The organism is Fontibacter flavus (assembly GCF_042432905.1).
GTDB classification, from domain to species: Bacteria; Bacteroidota; Bacteroidia; order Cytophagales; family Cyclobacteriaceae; genus Fontibacter; species Fontibacter flavus.
Map to the genome: position 1 here is coordinate 15,465 of NZ_JBHLWI010000040.1, position 20,687 is coordinate 36,151.

Consider the following 20,687-nt stretch of genomic DNA (forward strand, 5'->3'; position numbering starts at 1 on the left):
GGAAACCATTTAAGCTGAAAAAGGCCTGCAGGGCCGCTCTATTTCAGCCCAGGATGCTGTCCCGGGAACCTAATGAAGCCCACTTGTCCGCGAGGTCTGAAATACCGATCTGTCATTAAAAAGAAAAACCTGCCAGGTTTATGATTTCAAAACGGATAAAATTTAAATTGTTCTTTTTATTCTATTTTGAAAACCTGGCAGGTTTGCCCGAATTCCGAAAAGAGCCATAATCATTCCCCCATGAAAATCTCTATCGTTACGGTCACCTATAACAGCGCAGCCACCGTGGCCAACTGTATTGATTCCGTTTACCGACAATCTTATCCCGATATTGAACATATCGTGGTAGATGGCTTGTCCAAAGACAACACCGTGGGCCTCATCCAATCCATGCCCAACCGGGTGCATCAGCTGGTTTCCGAAAAAGACAAAGGGATCTATGACGCCATGAACAAAGGCATCCGCCTGGCCACAGGGGACATAATCGGCACGCTGAATTCGGATGATACTTTTTATGATGCGGAAGCTTTGGAGAAAGTGGCCGCGGCCTTTGCACAGTACCCGGAGATCGATTGCCTCTACGGGAACCTGATTTTTGTAAATGAAGATAACAAGGTTGTCCGCAGGTGGAAATCCAAAGCTTTTACACAAGGGCTTTTTTCCAAGAGTTGGACCCCGGCCCATCCTACTTTCTATTGCCGAAGGGAGGTGTTTGAAAAATTCGGACTGTACAAAACCGACTATAAAATTGCTGCCGATGTGGAGTTTATGTTGCGCGTCCTCGAAGTAGGAAAAGCCAGATCCTACTTCTTAGATGAAGTCTTGGTAAGCATGGCCCTTGGCGGTGTAAGCACTTCTGGTCTGAAAAGCACTCTGATCATCACTCAGGAGCTGAAGAAGGCCTTTAGTGAAAATGGCTTGGGTTTCAACCTGCCTAAGTACCTTTTTCATAAGGGCTTAAAGATTAAGGAGTTTTTATAAAACGCATGAAACTATTAATAACCGGCATCCACGGATTTGTAGGCCGCAACCTGGTTCGCGCATGGAAAGGGGAAATGGCGCTGTATGGGCTGGATATCCTGCAAGAGGAAAGCGAAGGTATTGTCCAAACTTTCTCCTGGGATGAGCTGGATAGGATTCTCGCTGTGGACATCATTATCCATTTGGCCGGGAAGGCCCATGATACCAAAAACACCAGTTCGGCACAGGCCTATTTTGACATTAACCTAAGGTTGACCGAGCAGATCTTTGATTACTTCCTGCAATCGGAAGCAAAGCATTTTGTCTTTTTTTCTTCGGTAAAAGCCGTGGCAGATAAAGTTGCAGGGGAATACCTTACGGAGGATGTAAGTCCTAAGCCGGCCACGCCTTATGGGCAATCCAAACTGGCAGCGGAGCAGTATATTTTAAGCAAAAAATTACCTGAAGGGAAAAAGATCTATATTCTCCGCCCCTGCATGATTCATGGGCCGGGGAATAAGGGGAACCTGAACCTGCTGTATCAGTTGGCCAAAAAGGGTATTCCCTGGCCTTTGGGGGCTTTTGAAAACCAAAGATCTTTTCTGTCGGTGGATAATTTGATTTTTGTGCTGAGGGAATTACTGAATCAGGACTTGCCCTCAGGAATTTATCAAGTAGCCGATGATGAGGCCATTTCAACCAATGAGTTGATAGAAATGATTGCTGCATCCATGGGAAAGAAGGCCAAGATCTGGAAGGTTTCGAGGCCTTTGATAGAGAAAGTGGCTCTGCTTGGTAACAGCTTGAAGCTTCCTTTGAATACGGAGAGGTTACAGAAGTTGACGGAGAATTATGTGGTAAGCAACCAAAAAATAATGGAAGCCCTTCAGAAACCTTTGCCGCTGAGTGCACGAGAGGGGATGATGAGGACCTTGCGGTCTTTTGAGGACTAAACAAAAACAAAACGCAAAGATAGAACGCTGATGACGAGGATTATGCAGATAATCGCGGATAGAAAACAGAAAAAAACCCCTAAATCAGCATCCTCTGCGTTCCATTTTAAAGCGTTATCCCAATGCTCAAGACAAGTTCAGCATTCCAAAAAAATAAAAATATCAATACAATGTCAAAAGTTGCATTAATAACAGGTGTCACCGGTCAGGATGGGGCATACCTGGCAGAATATTTACTGAAAAAGGGATATATCGTACATGGCATAAAAAGACGTGCCTCTTTGTTCAATACAGACCGTATTGACCACCTCTATCAGGATCCGCATGTTGAAAATCGAAACTTTATCCTGCATTATGGGGACATGACGGATTCCATGAATTTGACCCGTATCATTCAGGAAGTTCAGCCCGACGAGATTTACAATCTGGCAGCCATGAGCCATGTGAAAGTCAGTTTTGAAACTCCCGAATATACGGGCAATGCGGATGGACTGGGAGCATTGCGCCTGCTAGAGGCCATCAGGTTGCTCGGTTTGACCAAGAAAACCCGCCTTTATCAAGCTTCCACTTCGGAACTTTATGGACTGGTACAGGAAGTTCCACAAAGTGAGAAAACACCTTTTTATCCACGTTCACCTTATGCGGTAGCCAAATTATATGCCTACTGGATTACGGTGAACTATAGGGAGGCTTATGGCATGCATGCCAGCAATGGGATTTTATTCAACCATGAAAGCCCGGTAAGAGGAGAGACCTTTGTGACCAGGAAAGTCACCCGGGCATTAAGCCGAATTGCATTGGGAATGCAGGATTGCGTATTTATGGGCAATCTGTCCAGTCAAAGGGACTGGGGACATGCTAAAGACTATATCAAGGCCATGTATTTGATTCTACAACAAGATGAACCCGATGATTATGTCATTGCTACGGGTATTACCACTTCCATTAGGGATTTTATCAAAATGGCGGGAGAAGAAATCGGACTGGAAATTGACTTCAAAGGAGAAGGGGCAGAGGAAGTAGGTATATTGGCTGGAGTGGATAAAGCACGCTACCAGTCAAAAGTTGGAGAAATGAACGGTTCATTGCAGGCTTTGATGGGGAAGGAAATTATCAAAGTAGATCCCAAGTATTTTCGTCCCACGGAGGTTGACCTGCTGATAGGGGATCCTTCCAAATCCATGACTAAACTAGGCTGGAAGCCCGAATATGATCTGAAAGCCCTGATAGCGGATATGATGCAATCTGATATTCAATTGTTCAAGCAGGATGAATACCTGTTGAAAGGAGGCTTCAAAACCTTAAACTATTTTGAATAAAATTAAACGTGCCAGGTTTTGAGAAATACAAAAATTACATAGGTAAAATTTATCCAATAAACCTGGCAGGTTTTATAAATCAAATATCTTCACATGAACAGAGAAGCTAAAATATATATTGCTGGCCACAAGGGGATGGTAGGTTCGGCGATTGCCCGAAAGCTCCAATCTTTGGATTATTCAAATATCATTGGAAAAAGCAGTAAGGAACTTGACTTGAGAATTCAAAGGGATGTGAATGCCTTTTTTGAAGTCGAAAAGCCAGATATTGTAATTGATGCCGCTGCAAGGGTGGGAGGTATCATGGCGAATCAGACCTATCCTTATCCCTTTTTGATGGAGAATTTGCAGATTCAGAACAATCTGATTGACGCTTCCATAAAGCATGATGTTGAGAAGTTTATTTTTCTCGGCTCATCTTGTATATATCCGAAGTTAGCCCCCCAGCCCATCAAGGAAGAGTACTTATTAACATCTCCTTTAGAATCCAGTAATGAATGGTATGCTATTGCTAAAATTGCAGGGGTAAAGGCCTGTGAAGCCATCAGAAGACAATATGGGAAAGACTATGTTAGCCTAATGCCCACCAATTTATATGGGCCTTACGATAATTTTGACTTGGAAACTTCTCATGTATTGCCGGCCATGATCAGAAAATTTCATGAAGCAAAAATAAATGGAAATAGGCCTGTCGAACTATGGGGAAGCGGTTCTCCGATGCGGGAATTTTTGCATGTGGATGATATGGCAGAAGCGGTGGTTTTTGCATTGGAAAATAAACTGGAGGATAACTTGTATAATGTTGGAACAGGCAAAGATTTAAGCATCAAGGATCTTGCTTTGTTGATTCAGGACACAGTTGGGCACAAAGGAGAAATCATTTGGGATGCGACCAAGCCGGATGGTACCCCCCGAAAGCTTTTGGATGTGAGCAAACTTGCTAGAGAAGGTTGGAGAGCCAAAATCAGATTAGAGGAAGGAATAAAAAATACTTACAGATGGTTCTTGGAGCATCAGGATAGCTTTAAGGAGGTTAAATTTTGAAGATGGAACATGTCTTGTACACGGTTAATACTTTTTTATAGAATGCTGATGACACGGATTGTGCAGAAAAACGCTGATCGGAGATGGAGTAAATCCTGCCTTGCAGGGCAAGTTTCGATCAAATCGGCTTATTCCACATAATCCGCATTCCATAAAAAATTCTCAATTATCAGCAAAACTAAACTCATAAAGCTTGAACATTTAACCCTTAACCCTAAACATTTAACGATTAACATTCCTCATCCCCCAATGATTACCCTTGCCCTGATCTTACTCCCTCTTTACTTTTTGGTATTCGAGCTGTACCTGCGTTTGGCCAAGCGCTGGAACATCACCGATGTGCCCAATCACCGCAGTTCCCATTCCAAGGTAACGGTAAGAGGCGGAGGGATTATTTTTGTGGTAGGCGCCATCACGGCCTTTGTTTTGGGCTATATCGGCATTTGGCCCTTACTGGGCCTGATCATCAGTGCCCTGGCAGGTTTTGTGGACGATATTCAGCCTCTTCCGAGACGACTCAGGTTAATGGCCCATTTTATAGGGCTGGCAATATTGTTATGGGGAGGAGGCTTACTGACCTTGCCTTGGTGGATCTTGATGGTGATCTTTATTGCTTTTACAGGGTGGGTCAATGCCTTTAACTTTATGGACGGCATTAATGGTATTACAGCGTTTTATGCCTTGGTGCTGTTGGGTACTTTTTATTGGATGTCCGAACTGGAAGCTTTTCGGGAATTTATTTTGATTATGGGCCTATCAGTACTTGTCTTTACCTTTTATAACGCCAGGAAGAAGGCTGTAGCCTTTGCAGGAGATGTGGGATCCATCAGCATGGCCTTTGTGATCGGGTTTTTATTGCTGGAACTGATGTTTTTTACAGGTGATCTTTATTATATCTTATTTGTTGCCGTATATGGTATAGATGCGGTCATTACCATTTTGATCCGCCTGTGGCAGAAAGAGAACATATTCAGACCCCACCGTAGGCATCTGTATCAATATATGGCCAATGAGTTGCAGATTCCCCATTTGAAAGTAGCTGGAATTTATGCCATCAGTCAATTTCTTATCAATTTTTCTGTAATCTTCTGGTTCCATGGTCTTGAACTCACGCTTTTGAAGACCATGATCATCCTTTTATTTTTAGCCCTCCTTTATGTTGCTGTCCGCTTTCTGGTACGGCAAAAAATCCTTTCTAATAAATAACATAGGGTGCTGGAATAGAATCCGGTTCTGAATAAGTAAAAGAATTAATTAGACCACGAATTGCACGAATTACACTAATTATTTTCTTGTTGGTAGGCTGAAATGGTCATAGAAACATAGATTTCTTCTGCATAAGGCTTTGTGAGCATGGATTGAAAAACATGAGCTTAACGCTCATGAATTGGCTCGAATCTTAAGTTTGACCTGTTTGGGATTTAATTTGTATCATCGGAGATTGAAAGAAAACATCAATTAAATCTCAGCAGAATTCCTAGCGCTATTTGCGGTTAAAAGAGAATAACATATCCTAATCAACCCATATATTCTATCAAGGAGAAACTATCTGTACAATGTTTCTATTCCCTAATTTCGGGACAAGTTGTGGTAAAATTCATAGGCGGTCCCTATGGGACCGTTGCCCAATATAGGGCCTTTTTTCTACCAATAGGTTGTGCCGCTGGCACAATGTGCTCCTGATGAATCTCCTGATGGATTGTCTATTTTTTTCGTCACTTCCCGGAATTTTATGATCTTGTGATCGGATAAAAGGATTACAAAACCTGAACAGCCAATAAATTTTACCGATAGGTTGTGTAGTTGGAACGACAGATCCCAGGACAATCCCGTAGGGATTACCCATTGGTAGAAATTTAGCGTTTAAGTTAAGCCTGACAATCCTGTAGGGATTGCCTATTTGTCTTCATCGCTTTAGGGAATTTGTAATGTTATGGCTTGAATTTATAATCTTCATCTATCGATTTAAAGTCTTGTTTGTCAAGGGTATGGATGGTGGTTTTGTATCCAAATAAAAATTTTATTAAAGTTTTAAGACAAAACTTAGTTTCAAATCTGTTGATTTTCAGCATTATTATTGGGGCTTTTTACCTTTTTTAGTGTACCAAAAAAATGTTTCGTAGGCTTTTGAATACCATGAAAAAAATGCTTTACTTTCTTGTCGTTTAACCCTTAGAATGAACACTAAAAAGATATGGTTATCCTCTCCGCATATGGGGGGGAATGAAGAGAAGTATATCAACGAGGCTTTTGAACTGAACTGGATTGCACCTGTGGGTGGAAATTTAAATCAGTTTGAAGAAGCTTTGGTGAAATACACGGCTTGTGGTCATGCTCTAGCCCTGAACTCTGGAACCGCAGCCCTGCACTTGGGCTTGATTTTGCTGGACGTACAACCTGGAGATTATGTCATCTGTCAGTCTATGACTTTTTGTGCTTCTGCCAACCCGGTGAAGTATCTGGGAGGTATTCCTGTTTTTGTGGATTCTGAAACAGATACCTGGAATATGTGTCCGGAAGCTTTGGAAAGAGCTATTCAAGCCTGTATGGATGGCAGTATTGCCGAAAAGTTCCCTGAAATCAAAGGTCAAATCCAGATTTTTGCCAAAAAACCCAAGGCCATAGTCCCTGTTCACTTATACGGCATGCCAGCTAAAATGAAGGAGATCATGGACATCGCAAAAAAATATGATATTCCTGTTCTGGAAGATGCTGCAGAGGCAGTTGGTTCCGAGTATCATGGCCAGAAATGTGGCACTTTCGGGGAAATCGGCGTGTTTTCTTTTAACGGGAATAAAATCATCACCACCTCTGGTGGAGGTGCACTTTTGTCCCAAAACAAATCCCATATAGACCGCGCCAAATTTTTGGCCACACAGGCCAAGGAGAATACTTTGCATTATGAGCACAAGGAAATCGGTTTCAATTATCGGTTAAGCAATGTATTGGCGGGAATAGGAAGAGGGCAGATGGAAGTGCTACCTGAGCGCATTCAGCAAAGGAGGAAGATCCATAATTTTTATTGGGAGGCTTTGGGCGGAATCGAAGGAATAACTTTTTTAAAAGAACCTGAGGGTCATTTCAGCAACCGTTGGCTGACCTGTGTCTTGGTTGATCCGGAAAAAACGGGGGGTGTTGGATGGAATGATATTATCCAACATTTAGCAGAAGATCAGATTGAGGCCAGGCCTTTGTGGAAACCCATGCACGTACAGGAGTCTTTTGCGGGTGCGCCTTATTATGGGGGGGATATTGCAGAGAAGCTTTTTGATCAGGGGCTATGCTTACCCAGCGGTTCCAATATGACAGGGGAGGATCTGGAAAGAGTAGTGATGAGGCTTAAGGACTGTTTGGAGGTGAAAGAGGGGTTGAGGAAGGCGGTTTAGTAGAATGTAGAATTAAGAGTGAAGAATTTGTTGTCGAGTTGTCATGGTTGTCGAGATATAAAAGAGCCAAGAGCCAAGGCAAAAGTAAAAAGTGGGAATGGTAATGTAGAATGATGAATTAAGAGTGAAGAATGGTTCATTTACAAAGAAGGGTTGCTAGTGTCAGGAGCTTATCCTTGTCGTTTCGAACGCAGAGAGAAATCTAATGATTCTATTTCGTTCATATAGACTCCCTTTGCTTCTCAAAATTTGCAATTTCGTGAAGCGAAACAGCAGATTTGAAATCCGCCTCTTCTTTAATCAAATAAATAAAGGATTGTAAATCAAGAACAGTAGAATCCAGATTCTGGAGAAGTAGATTTCTCTTTTAAATATTGGGATTTAAATATTTAAACTCAAACCTTTCTATAAATTCATTAGAAGGGCGGGGAGGAAGCGCAATGCCGGGCCGGCGTAGGCCTTTTGCGAGGAAGGATCATTGCGCTTGATTTTTTTGGTTACTTTTTGCATCAAGGCAAAAAGTGACTAAAGGAAATAACTCTATTTTTCTTCTAAGGCAGGTTGATAAGAAATTGCCGCTTTGTGGCAATTTTGGTCAATCTAGACTGAATTACTTCAATGCCAAAAAATAATTTTTGATGATTTTAGCCAGCAATGTATGTTGAAAGTTTTTTGAACATCATGGCTTCTTGAGGAAATGAATTAGACGCAGACGCTTGCGGATTGACACGAATTTCAGATTGATGAGAAAATTAATTTGAAATGAATTGAGTCCAGCTTCTGGAGAAGCAGGACAACGGTGGAACCATGACAACATAATCATAATTCGGTCATCGTTAAATCTGACACGGCGGACAAGTTGTTCACTGTTTATCGTACCTCCTCACTTTACATTTTAGACTTACCACTCCCCATTTATTATTATAATGCACTTCAATAGTGCAAAAAATATACATAAATGCACTACATGAGTGCGCTTTTTGTTATATTTGCTAATTAATAAGCAAATGGAGGCCTTATTTCAATATTCCAATCAGTTGATAGGAGCTGTGGATACAGCTTTTACGCGCTATTCTTATGACAGGATTAATTGGCAAAACAGAATGCTCGGGCTAACCGGGCCGAGAGGTGTTGGTAAAACCACCTTGGTTTTACAGTACATTAAAAACAATTTGAATCCTCGGGAGACACTGTATGTCACTGCAGAAGATTTCTATTTTGCAAAAAACCGTTTAACAGATCTCGCCAATGACTTTGTAAAAGCAGGAGGAAAAAACCTCTTTATTGATGAAATTCACAAATACCCTGACTGGTCTAAGGAGCTAAAGTTGATTTATGACTATCATCAGGAATTAAAATTGGTATTTACGGGTTCCTCCGTTCTTGATATTAAAAAAGGAAGTGCTGACTTAAGCAGAAGGGCTGTTGTGTATTACATGCAGGGTCTTTCCTTCCGGGAATACCTGAAGTTCTTTCATCAGGAGGATGTTCCACGGTATGCTTTGGATGAAATATTGGACCACACAGTCAGCATTCCTCAAATTCCCCACCCTTTGCCTTTATTTAAAGACTATCTGAGAAATGGATATTATCCATTTTCCAGGGAAGAAGACTTTGGATCAAAACTTAAGCAGGTGGTCAACCAGACTTTAGAAATAGATATCCCAAGCTATGCCCAAATGAATGTTTCAACGGGAAGGAAATTAAAGCAATTGTTGGCAGTTGTGGCAGAAAGTGTTCCCTTCAAACCCAATATGAGTAAAATTGCCGAAATGCTAGGTATCAGCCGGAATAACATCGCCGATTATCTGCTGTATATGGAAGAAGCGGGAATGATCATGCAGTTGAGGGCACAAACAGAGGGTTTGAGAGGTTTGGGAAAGGTCGATAAGGTGTATCTGGACAATACTAATCTGGTCTACAGTTTTGCAGAGGAAAATCTAAACAAGGGGAATGTGCGGGAGACCTTTTTTATGAATCAATTGAAGGCAAATCATCAGGTGTTTGCTTCTGATTTGGCTGATTTCATCATTGAAGGAGTAGATTTTGAGGTAGGGGGTAAAAGTAAGGGGCTTAAACAAATCAAAAATGCTGACAAGGGATTCGTGGTCAAAGATGACATAGAAACAGGTTTCCTCAAAACAATTCCCCTCTGGCACTTTGGGTTAATGTATTGATTTATGCTTCAAGAATTTTGCAATTTCGTGAAGCGATGCAGCGGATATGCGATCCGCCTCTTCTTTAATCAAGTAAAAGTACGGATTGTAAATCCTTTTTATCATGGTTCGGGATTGCAAATCCCGAACAGCAGTCCTGCTTCTGGAGAAGCAGGATAACGTTTTAGTTCTGGCAAGTCCTGTTTTAGGAGAGGCAGGACAACTGGTAGGATAAAGGGCAGTAGGGAGATTGTTTCTATATTTGGACCAATGATTTACCCTCTTCGACAAAAAAAATGAAAAAAATGAAAAAAAATCAAAAAACATGAAAAATACATTCTTTCATAAGTGGTATATATAATTATGTTTTTTAAGTGTGTTTTTGGCTTTTTTTATTAAAAAATGAGGTAAATTTTAAATTGGTGAAATTTTGTTTTTTTGAGATATTTTTCGCCTATTTGATTAACATTTGCTGGAAATGGATTTATTTATTTCCTTAAACAAAATTTTGTTATGTATATCTACGGGGCGTCTGGACATGGAAGAGTTATCATTGATTTGATCGATTCATTCGAGAAAATTCATGGTGTTTTTGACGATGATCCATCAGTTAAAGAAATCCTGGGATATCCGGTTATCGGAAAAATCCCTGATGATTATGTTTTTAAAAGTGATCTTTTTATCGCTATTGGAGATAATCAGACAAGGATGTTGATTTCCAAAAAGTTGGAAAAAAGGGTCCGCTTTGCCAACATCATACACGATTCGGCCATTTTCTCTAAGAGGGCTGTTCTCGGGGATGGATGTGTAGTCATGGAAGGAGCGATTGTGAAGGTCAACTGTGTCTTGGGCAATCAGGTCATCATCAATACAGGTGCTTCTGTGGACCATGATTGTACCATCGGAAGCTTTGTGCATATTGCGCCGCAGGCTACCTTATGTGGAGGTATTAAAGTCGGTGATGGAACGCTGATCGGTGCCAATGCGATCATATTGCCAGGCGTGACTATTGGGGATTGGTGCACCATCGGTGCGGGTAGTATAGTCCATCAAGATGTGCCGGATGGATGCAAATGGGTGGGTAACAAGTTACAGCCACCATTGATGAGTGTTGAAAAATAAATATTGTTTGTCGGGAATAAATTGATTTGATTTTCAACTACTAGAAAAGTCAGTTTACAAATGCCACTTTTGAAAGTAACTGAAAGTATTATTTAGAATAGGTCGTAGACTAAAAAGGAAATGGAGTTTTTTAAAAGTCTGAAAATTGTACCCAGATGGCTGATCATCCTTATTGACGCTGTCATCATATCTCATGCGGCATTCTTTGCTTATTTTGTCAGGTTCAACTTTCAGTTGGGGACAATTGACCGTTTTCAATTCCTGCCAAGCGTGATGATTTTTACAGTTTTGGCAGTGATGGCCATGTTGATTTCCAAGTCCTATGTGGGTATTGTGAGGCACACTGGGACAGGAGACCTGTCCAATATGATGAAAATGCTTTTCGTTACCAATGTGTTGTTATGGTCAGTTAAGCTTGCAAACAGCACTTTTGGACTTTATGATTCAACCTTGTTTTTGCCTTTTTCAGTAGCATTGATCGCCTCAACTTTAGCTTTTCCATTGATGATCGGTTATCGATTGATGGTGAAAGAGATTTTTTATTATATGAACAACCGCTATAAAAAGCCCAACAGAAAAGTGGCCATTTATGGAGCAGGAGAGGCAGGTATCCTGACTTTTAATGCATTGAAAAACACAAGTGATTCTGAGTGGATTCCTGTAGCTTTCATAGACGATGATCTAGGAAAAGAGGGAAAGCTTATCGAAGGAAAGCGGATTTTCTACAGTGTGGAAGGCCTGAAAAAAGCAGTGGATAAATTAGGGGTTCAGGAAGTGGTAATTGCCATCAACAGCCTTTCTATCGCCCGACAGCGTGAAATCATTGATGCATGTTTGGATTTGGGTTTACCGAGCAAAATCATACCACCTGCAAAGGACTGGTTTGAAACCGGGTTGAAATCCAAAGATATCCGAGATGTCAGGATTGAAGATTTACTGAGTAGGGAAGAAATCAATTTAGGGAACAACCATGTAGTTGATTCGATTAAAGATAAAATCGTCTTGGTGACCGGGGCAGCTGGATCTATTGGATCAGAGCTTTCCAGGCAATTGTTGCGCTGTGAACCGGCCCAACTACTGATGCTGGACCAGGCGGAATCGGCCTTGTATGAACTTGAACAGGAGTTGTCTAAGGTTAGCTTGAATGTTTCCAGAGAAGTGCTAATTGGAGATGTCCGCAATAAGAAGAAGATGCAGGAGTTCTTCGAAAAATACAGGCCGGAGATGGTTTTCCATGCTGCAGCATACAAGCACGTTCCCTTGATGGAGTCATTTCCAGATGAGGCCGTTAAGTGTAACATTTTGGGCACAAAGGTGATTGCCGACTTATCCCATACTTATGGTGTGGAGAAATTTGTCATGGTCAGTACAGACAAGGCCGTCAATCCCACTAATGTGATGGGGGCATCCAAAAGAATCGCAGAGATGTATGTGCAGGCTTTGGATAAGCACCTGACAAATGAGGGTAAACAAGGGCATACCAAGTATATAACCACACGATTTGGGAATGTATTGGGATCTAATGGTTCTGTTATTCCTCTTTTCAAAAAACAGCTTATGAACGGTGGACCTTTGACCATTACGCATCCGGAAATCACCCGTTATTTTATGACGATCCCTGAAGCCTGTCAGCTCGTTCTTGAGGCAGGTGTAATGGGTAATGGGGGTGAAATCTACGTTTTTGATATGGGTAAGCCAGTCAAAATTTTGGATTTGGCCAAAAAAATGATCAAACTTTCCGGTAAAAAGCTGGGTGAGGATATTGAAATTGAGTTTACCGGTTTGAGACCAGGAGAAAAATTATATGAGGAATTGTTGAACAACTATGAAGTTGTTTTAGGAACCCATCATCCTAAAATCAAGATTGCCCAGGTCCTATCACAGGATTATTTAAAAGTCAAAGACCAAGTGGATGCTTTCAAAGAGTTGTTGCAAATGGGGGATGAAGAAGTACTGGTAAGTCATCTGAAAATTTTGGTTCCAGAGTTTATCAGCAACGCTTCGAGATTCTCCAAACTTGATAAAGAGGATAGGTTAGTCAATTGATTTTGGTGCTTTAAGCAATTCTACATCGCATTTTCATTTGAATTTACTGATATCCAGCCCTTCATGTTTTTATGGGCTGGATTTTTTTTTACCTAACCTTGATATTGAAGTGAAATTAAACCTCTTGTTTTGTTATTGGGTTTTTTTCATTAAAAAGTGGAAAGATCGAATGATCGCTTAATAATTCCACTGTTGGTTTGGGTACACTGAGTTTTTAGCTTATTTTTCCATCAAATACCAAATAGTAACGATATGCTAAAGAGATTAGGGTTAATGGCCTGCATATTGGCCATGATGGGGACGATATCCCCGCTTCAGGCCCAAACTGCCCGTTGGCAACAAAAGGTCAAATATGAAATGGATGTGACCATGGATGTGGTCAAGAACCAGTATAAAGGAACACAAAAACTTCATTACACCAATAATTCTCCTGACACCTTACAACAGGCATTCTACCACCTTTTTTACAATGCTTTTCAGCCGAATAGCATGATGGATGTCAGGTCTAGGACCATTGCTGATCCTGACCGTAGGGTAGGAGACAGGATCTTTAACCTTAAGCCCGAGGAAATCGGTATCCTGAAAGTGAATGCTTTGAGCTTAAACGGTAAGGCGGTTGATTTTGTCCATGAAGAAACCATCTTGGAAGTGAACCTGGATGAGCCAATTCTGCCTGGGCAGACAGTTATTTTCGACATGGAGTTTGAAGGACAGGTGCCTTTACAGGTGCGAAGGGCTGGTCGTGACAATGCTGAAGGTGTGCGTTATTCCATGGCTCAATGGTATCCTAAAATGGCTGCTTATGACTCCCGTGGCTGGCACGCCAATCCTTATATAGGGCGTGAGTTTTATGGCAATTTTGGGGATTTTGATGTGAAAATCACCATTGATAAAAGTTATACTTTGGGGGGGACCGGATATTTGCGCAATGCCAATGAAATTGGCCATGGATATGAAGATGCCGGGGTCAAAGTACCTTCGCCAAAAGGGAATACCCTGACTTGGCATTTTTATGCGCCAGGTGTTCATGATTTTGTCTGGGCAGCCGATCCGAAGTACACCCATGAGAAGGTGAAAATGGACAATGGAACCATGGTTCATTTTCTATATGTGAAAAGTGAGAAAACGGAAGAAAACTGGTCGAAATTAAAGGGTTATACTGTTGATGCCATCAAGTATATAAGTGATAATTTCGGTGAGTATCCTTACAAACAGTTTTCAGTGATCCAAGGAGGCGACGGCGGTATGGAATACCCGATGGCTACTTTGATTACAGGTCATAGAAACCTTAGAAGCTTGGTAGGGGTGACGGTGCACGAACTGATCCATATGTGGTATTATGGTGTGCTGGGCTTCAATGAGGCTTCTGAACCTTGGTTAGATGAGGGTTTTACTACTTGGGGAACAGACGTGGTGATGAATGCCGTATTTGAGAAGAACGAAGGTTTTATCCAGGAAGGAAATTACCGTTCATATTTCCGTTTGGCACAATCAGGTTTTGAGGAGCCGTTGACTACCCATGCAGACCATTATAACCGAAATTCTGCCTATGGCGCGGCGACCTACACCAAAGGGGCTGTTTTCGTGGAGCAATTATCCTACATCATGGGTGAGGAGAATTTCAGAAAAGGAATGAAGAGGATGTGGAATGATTGGAAGTTTAAGCATCCGACAGGTCATGATGTGATCAGAATTATGGAAAAAACATCAGGATTAGAGCTGGACTGGTATTATGATTATTTTATTGCTTCTACCAAGACCATTGATTATGGTGTCAAGAGTGTGGAGGCAGAGGGTAATCAGACCAAAATCACCTTGGAAAGAATTGGCATGATGCCTATGCCGTTGGATGTGGTGGTCACCTATCAGGATGGTTCTCAGGAGTCCATTTATTTGCCTATGGTCATTATGAGGGGTGAGAAGCCGGAGGAGGCAGGACAGCCTTCAAGAGCGATGACCGTGAAATGGCCGTGGACCAATTATACCAAAGAAGTAATGCTTTCCAGACCGATCGGAGATGTGAGAAGTGTGGAGATAGATCCAAGCATGCGATTGGCGGATGTGGAAAGAGCAAACAATAAATTTGAGGTGAGTTTGGAATTACCGCAGAAATAAAAGTTGATCATTAATAAATGAATCGCGGTTGGTGTTTTGCCAATCGCGATTTTTTTTTTGTACCAATAGGCAATCCCGATGGGATTGGTTGCTGTCCTCATTAACCTGGCTTGTCAACCGATAGGTATTTCCGATGCGATTGACAATGAACGTTGCTATCGATAATTATTTAAAAAAATCTCCAAAATAAAAAAGGTGGCCGATTTGACCACCTTTTTTATTTCTAGCTCTGTTTAGATCATCCAGCATTTTTCTTGTCCTGAACTTCCTTACGGATGTCCTGAGCCAAAGTCTTAAGGTCCTGCATACCTTTTCTAACTCTGGTACCAGCTGCTTGATTGCCTTTGCTGTAGAATTTGTCAAAGTCACCTTCAAGACCCATTACAAGATTTTTAATTTCTTCAAATCTGTTCATAATTAAAAGTTAATTTTTAGGTTGATGATAAGTTTAATTTTTCGTTGAATATAGTCAAAATGTTTATAAAACAACAATTGCAAGCGTTTTTTCGCGATTTTTTATTCACCGAAGGACATGGCCAACTCAGAAGATCTGTACTGACCACTAGTGAGTTTTTCCTTGATCGCCTCAAATGCAGCAATGGTTTCAGCCACATCTTCAAGGGTATGTACAGCAGTTGGGATCAATCTCAAAATGATCATTCCTTTTGGAACTACCGGATAAATCACCACTGAACAGAAGATATTGTAAGTTTCTCTCAAATCTTTGCTCAAAGTAGCTGCTTCGCCAACTGTGCCGTTCAAGACTACAGGTGTTACAGGGGAGTTGGATTTGCCTATGCTGAAACCTTTTTCAATCAAGCCATTTTTCAGGGCATTGACGATTTTCCATAAGTTGTCCTTCAGCTCGGGTTGGGACCTCAATAGTTCCAATCTTTTCAAAGCACCCTCTACCAATAGCATTGGAAGGGACTTTGCGAAGATCTGAGAACGCATATTGTATTTCAAATAACGGATTACATTCGCATCACCTGCAATGAAAGCACCGATAGAAGCCATGGACTTGGCAAAAGTCGAGAAGTAAAGGTCGATCTGATCCTGAACACCCTGCTCTTCACCTGTTCCGGCACCTGTCTTACCCATGGTACCAAATCCATGTGCATCATCCACCAAAAGTCTGAAGGGATACTTTTCTTTTAGCTTCACGATCTCGGCCAATTTGCCTTGGTCACCGGTCATTCCAAATACGCCTTCAGTAATTACCAGGATACCACCTCCTGTTTCTTCGGCCAATTTCACAGCTCTTTGCAGCTGCTTTTCGCAGTTTTCGATATCGTTATGGGGGAATACGTATCTTTTTCCCAAATGCATTCTCAAGGCATCGATGATACAAGCATGGCATTCGCTATCATATACCACTACATCTTTTCTGTCCAATAAAGCATCGATAGCGGACATGATACCCTGATAGCCGTAGTTCAACAAGTATGCACTTTCTTTACCAACAAACTCCGCAAGCTCGTTTTCCAGTTGCTCATGAAGGTCTGTTTGTCCTGACATCATTCTTGCACCCATAGGATACGCAGCCCCCCATTTGGCTGCAGCTTCCGCATCTGCCTTTCGTACTTCAGGGTGGTTGGCAAGCCCAAGGTAGTTGTTTAAGCTCCAGGTCAACACTTCCCTGCCTTTGAATTTCATACGTGGAGCGATATCGCCTTCCAGTTTAGGGAACATAAAGTAACCTTCAGAAAGCTCCGAATGCTTGCCCAATGGGCCAAGATTGGTATGTAGTTTTTCGAATAAGTCCAATGTCTTAAGTCGTTTGGTTTTACACTGTTTTGATCTTTTAGCAAAAGCTTTAAAATCGGCCAAAAGTAATACAATTTGTCCATCCTTGCAAAAATCAGGCACCTTTTCAGAATTTCTTTCTCTAACTCATTTTATTTTCTTTACTTCGTGGGTTAAGGCTTTTTTTACAGAAATAAACCCTGAATATGCGTAAGATCAATAAGCTTTTGGTTGCCAACCGTGGCGAGATCAGTCTCAGAATTATGAGAACTGCCAAAGAAATGGGCATCAAGACAGTAGCAGTATATAGTGAGGCAGACAGAAATGCGCCTCATGTCAAATTTGCAGATGAGGCAGTATGCCTTGGCCCACCTCCCTCCAATCAATCTTACCTGCTCGCAGATAAGATTATTGAGGCTTGTCAGGAATTGGGCGTAGATGCCATACATCCAGGCTATGGCTTCTTGTCTGAGAATGCCACTTTTGCCAAAAAGGTAACGGATGCGGGGATCATTTTTGTAGGTCCATCGCCTGAAGCCATAGAAGTAATGGGGAGCAAACTTGCAGCTAAGAATGCTGTGGCCAAATACGATATTCCAATGGTTCCGGGTACAGATGAAGCCATTGTGGATATTCCTGCAGCCAAAATCAAAGCTGAAGAAATTGGTTACCCAATTCTGATTAAAGCCAGTGCAGGTGGTGGTGGTAAAGGCATGAGGATCGTGAAGTATGAGGCTGAATTTGAAGAACAGATGCAAAGGGCTATTTCTGAAGCCCAATCAGCATTTGGAGATGGTGCTGTTTTTATTGAAAAGTTCATCACCTCACCGAGACATATTGAAATCCAGGTATTGGGGGATACCCATGGCAATATCGTACACCTTTTTGAAAGGGAATGCTCTGTTCAGAGACGTCACCAGAAAGTGATAGAAGAAGCGCCTTCAGCAGTGGTTTCACCGGAGATGCGCAAAGCCATGGGGGAAGCTGCAGTCAAAGTAGCCAAGGCCTGTAACTACTATGGTGCTGGAACGGTCGAGTTTATTGTAGATGAGAACCTTGATTTCTATTTCCTGGAAATGAATACCCGATTGCAGGTAGAACATCCGGTGACAGAAATGATCACGGGAAAGGATTTGGTGAAAGAGCAGATTTTGATCGCTGAAGGCAATCCGCTTTCTTTTACGCAGGATGAACTGAGCATCAACGGTCATTCCATCGAAGTACGTGTCTATGCAGAAGATCCTAAGAACAACTTCCTTCCAGACATTGGGAAGCTGGTCACCTACCGACGTCCTCAGGGACCTGGTGTCAGGGTGGATGATGGCTTCGAAGAAGGCATGGATATACCGATTTATTATGATCCGATGATTGCCAAATTGATCACCCATGACGCAAGCCGTGAAAAAGCTATCCAAAGGATGATCAGGGCAATTGATGATTATCAGATAACCGGGATTGAGACTACTTTGGGCTTCTGTAAGTTTGTACTGGAGCATGAAGCTTTCGTCAGTGGTGATTTTGACACCAAATTTGTAGAGAGATATTTCACTCCCGAAAAACTGGAAATTCAGTGGGAAGAATCGGAAATGGAATTGTTGGCCAGTTTGGCGGTTGACCTGTATGAAATCAATAAATTCACTTTGAAGCGGGTTTCAGGTCAAAATGGAACGCCAAATCCAAGGACTAATTGGAAAAACAGACTGATTTGATGGCAGAAATCTTACCGATCAAAGCCTGGCGGTACCACGAGCAATATACCCAACGTATCGAAGAACTGACCTCTCCTTTGTTTGATGTGGTGTCAGCCAAACAAAGGGAGGCTCTTTATGCGAATCCTTTGAACAGTATACACCTATCAGTTCCCAAAGGAGATGAACCTGCCCTCCATGCCCAAAGGTTGTTGGAAGAGTGGAAGCAGCAACAAGTTATCGTGCAGGATCAGATTCCTGGGATATATGTGTACTATCAGTATTTTAAGTTTCCAGGACAGGATGTAGAGTCTTGCCGTAAGGGCTTTATCGCACAGATCAAAGCCTATGATTGGGATGAAAATATGGTCCTGCGTCATGAGAATACCATCGCCAAAGCGGTAAATGACCGAACATCTTTATTACATGCTACCCAATTTCAATCCAGTCCTACCCATGGCCTATATGAAGATCCTTTGTATCAATTGGAGCCATATATGGATGCTGCGATTGCAAATCCCATCTATGACTTGGAAGATTATCAGGGTGTAAGAGAGGTGCTGGGCGTTATTCATGATGTGCCTACAATCCGCAAGTTTTTGGAAGTGATTGGAGAAAAGCAGATCATTTTGGCTGATGGGCATCATCGTTATGAAGGGGCGATTGCCTACAGAAAAGCCATGTCTGAAGCCAACCCTGAGCATACTGGGGAAGAAGGTTATAATTACCATATGATGTATTTCACCAATGCCCTGAGCAAAAACCTGAGGATATTGCCTACACATAGGATTTTTTCGGGGATTGGGTTGAGCGAGGAACAAATACTGGAAAAATCTGCATCCTGGTTTGTGGTCAAAAAGCTTCATGATGTGGAGGAAATTTCAGAGTTGATATTGCAAAAACAATGGGCATTTGGATTGGTATTTGCCAAGAATGCCTATAAAATCAGGTTGATTCCGGAAAAGATTAAGGAGATGGCTGTGGAAATCCCAGAGGTACTCAAAACAGTAGATTTGATGGTATTGCATTATTTTTTTATTGATAAAGTATTGGGGATTCCTATGCAAGAGCAACGCTTTTCGGAGAATATAGATTATGAAAGAAACCTACACCGCTGTTTGGGTGCTGTAGAAGAAGGGAAAGCGGATTGTGCAGTCATTACCAAGGATATTTCCATGAATCAAGTGCTGGATGTCTGTAAAAGTGGTTATACCATGCCTCAAAAATCCACCTATTTCTATCCAAAAACGCTCTCGGGGCTTTTATTTGCCTCAGTGGAAGAGTCAGAGTTTTCATTTCCTTACCAAGTATTTCGTCCATGATCCAACTCGGTGAAAAAAAATTGATACTGGCCTCCAAATCTCCCAGAAGGTATGAACTGCTGAAGGGTTTGGTGCTTGATTTTGAAGTCAGGGCTAAAGACACTCCAGAGGATTTTCCAGAGGATATGCCTGTGGAACAGGTAGCCAGTTTCCTTTCGGGGAAAAAAGCCAAGGCATTTGCTAGGGAAATTTCCGATAATGAAATCGTCTTGACTTCAGATACGGTTGTGATTCTGGATGGACAGATTTTGGGCAAGCCTTCCAATAAAGAAGAAGCAGAAGGGATGCTCAGGGGATTATCAGGTAAAGAACATCAGGTGATCACTGGAATAACGCTGTATTCCAAAAGTAAAACGGTCACCAGGCAGGATTTGGCGAAAGTGACTTTCAAAGTGCTTTCTGAACAAGAGATAGATTATTATATCGATAATTTTTTACCCTTTGACAAAGCCGGTGCCTATGGTATACAGGAATGGATTGGCTATATAGGCGTACAGAAAATGGAGGGTTCTTTTTACAGTGTAATGGGCCTTCCGGTGCACTTGGTGTATGAGGAGTTGAGTTTGTGGGATGTTTGAAAGTGGGATGTCGGAAGTTGGATGACCGATGTCGGAAGTGTTGAACCATTCAGAAGTTAAGGGATTAAGGGTTTCATTAAGTGGGATGTCCGATGTCCGAAGTGGGGTGTCGGAATTTTGAACCATTTAGGAGTTGAGGTGTTAAGGTTTCATTGAGGAAAGGTGGATTTCCGCAAAGGCCTGAAGGGCCGCTCTGTTACAGCCTAGGGTGAAGCCCTAGGAAAAAGGTACCGCCAAGATGAACGAGAGGTC

At 41.9% G+C, this 20,687-nt stretch carries 15 protein-coding genes; 13 read left to right on the plus strand and 2 right to left on the minus strand.

Annotated features, from left to right (window positions below):
* Positions 1–240: 240 nt before the first annotated feature.
* The 10 genes from ACFFIP_RS14585 to ACFFIP_RS14630 all read left to right on the plus strand — a co-directional run bounded on the left by ACFFIP_RS14585 (position 241) and on the right by ACFFIP_RS14630 (position 15,101).
* Positions 241–981, plus strand: a complete 741-nt coding sequence (locus ACFFIP_RS14585) for a glycosyltransferase family 2 protein (RefSeq protein ID WP_382388426.1) — start codon at positions 241–243, stop codon at positions 979–981.
* Between the two features lie 5 nt (positions 982–986).
* Positions 987–1,913, plus strand: coding sequence for an NAD-dependent epimerase/dehydratase family protein (locus ACFFIP_RS14590; protein WP_382388427.1), 927 nt, complete (start codon positions 987–989; stop codon positions 1,911–1,913).
* Between the two features lie 170 nt (positions 1,914–2,083).
* Positions 2,084–3,232, plus strand: a complete 1,149-nt coding sequence (gene gmd, locus ACFFIP_RS14595) for a GDP-mannose 4,6-dehydratase (RefSeq protein WP_382388428.1) — start codon at positions 2,084–2,086, stop codon at positions 3,230–3,232.
* Between the two features lie 93 nt (positions 3,233–3,325).
* Entirely contained in the window at positions 3,326–4,276 is a 951-nt protein-coding gene (locus tag ACFFIP_RS14600) for a GDP-L-fucose synthase family protein (RefSeq protein ID WP_382388429.1), read from the plus strand.
* 249 nt (positions 4,277–4,525) lie between these two features.
* Positions 4,526–5,482, plus strand: coding sequence for an MraY family glycosyltransferase (locus ACFFIP_RS14605; RefSeq protein ID WP_382388430.1), 957 nt, complete (start codon positions 4,526–4,528; stop codon positions 5,480–5,482).
* A 971-nt stretch (positions 5,483–6,453) separates the two neighbouring features.
* Positions 6,454–7,662 (plus strand): DegT/DnrJ/EryC1/StrS family aminotransferase, encoded by a 1,209-nt coding sequence (locus ACFFIP_RS14610; protein ID WP_382388431.1) that lies wholly within the window; start codon positions 6,454–6,456, stop codon positions 7,660–7,662.
* Between the two features lie 1,007 nt (positions 7,663–8,669).
* Positions 8,670–9,839, plus strand: a complete 1,170-nt coding sequence (locus tag ACFFIP_RS14615; RefSeq protein ID WP_382388432.1) for an ATP-binding protein — start codon at positions 8,670–8,672, stop codon at positions 9,837–9,839.
* Positions 9,840–10,331: 492 nt separating this feature from the next.
* Positions 10,332–10,940, plus strand: coding sequence for an acetyltransferase (locus ACFFIP_RS14620; protein WP_382388433.1), 609 nt, complete (start codon positions 10,332–10,334; stop codon positions 10,938–10,940).
* A 120-nt stretch (positions 10,941–11,060) separates the two neighbouring features.
* The gene (locus ACFFIP_RS14625) at positions 11,061–12,986 is read left to right on the plus strand and encodes a polysaccharide biosynthesis protein (RefSeq protein ID WP_382388434.1); all 1,926 of its coding nucleotides are present in this window, start codon (positions 11,061–11,063) and stop codon (positions 12,984–12,986) included.
* 252 nt (positions 12,987–13,238) lie between these two features.
* Complete coding sequence (locus tag ACFFIP_RS14630) at positions 13,239–15,101, plus strand: M1 family metallopeptidase (protein WP_382388435.1); 1,863 nt, start codon at positions 13,239–13,241, stop codon at positions 15,099–15,101.
* 238 nt (positions 15,102–15,339) lie between these two features.
* Here the strand turns inward: ACFFIP_RS14630 and ACFFIP_RS14635 are convergent, their stop codons facing one another.
* Together ACFFIP_RS14635 and ACFFIP_RS14640 are read right to left on the minus strand one after the other, a co-directional pair.
* Entirely contained in the window at positions 15,340–15,516 is a 177-nt protein-coding gene (locus ACFFIP_RS14635) for a BF3379 family histone-like protein (protein WP_382388436.1), read from the minus strand.
* Positions 15,517–15,617: 101 nt separating this feature from the next.
* Complete coding sequence (locus ACFFIP_RS14640) at positions 15,618–16,868, minus strand: aminotransferase class I/II-fold pyridoxal phosphate-dependent enzyme (protein ID WP_382388516.1); 1,251 nt, start codon at positions 16,866–16,868, stop codon at positions 15,618–15,620.
* Positions 16,869–17,053: 185 nt separating this feature from the next.
* Between ACFFIP_RS14640 and accC the strand changes: the two genes are divergently transcribed.
* The 3 genes from accC to ACFFIP_RS14655 are packed head-to-tail and all read left to right on the plus strand — an operon-like array spanning position 17,054 to position 20,435.
* Complete coding sequence (gene accC / locus ACFFIP_RS14645; protein WP_382388437.1) at positions 17,054–18,556, plus strand: acetyl-CoA carboxylase biotin carboxylase subunit; 1,503 nt, start codon at positions 17,054–17,056, stop codon at positions 18,554–18,556.
* Complete coding sequence (locus ACFFIP_RS14650; RefSeq protein WP_382388438.1) at positions 18,556–19,857, plus strand: DUF1015 domain-containing protein; 1,302 nt, start codon at positions 18,556–18,558, stop codon at positions 19,855–19,857. The genes accC and ACFFIP_RS14650 overlap by 1 nt, the downstream gene beginning before the upstream one ends.
* Positions 19,854–20,435 (plus strand): Maf family nucleotide pyrophosphatase, encoded by a 582-nt coding sequence (locus ACFFIP_RS14655; RefSeq protein ID WP_382388439.1) that lies wholly within the window; start codon positions 19,854–19,856, stop codon positions 20,433–20,435. Before ACFFIP_RS14650 ends, ACFFIP_RS14655 begins: the two co-directional genes overlap by 4 nt.
* Positions 20,436–20,687 lie beyond the last annotated feature (252 nt).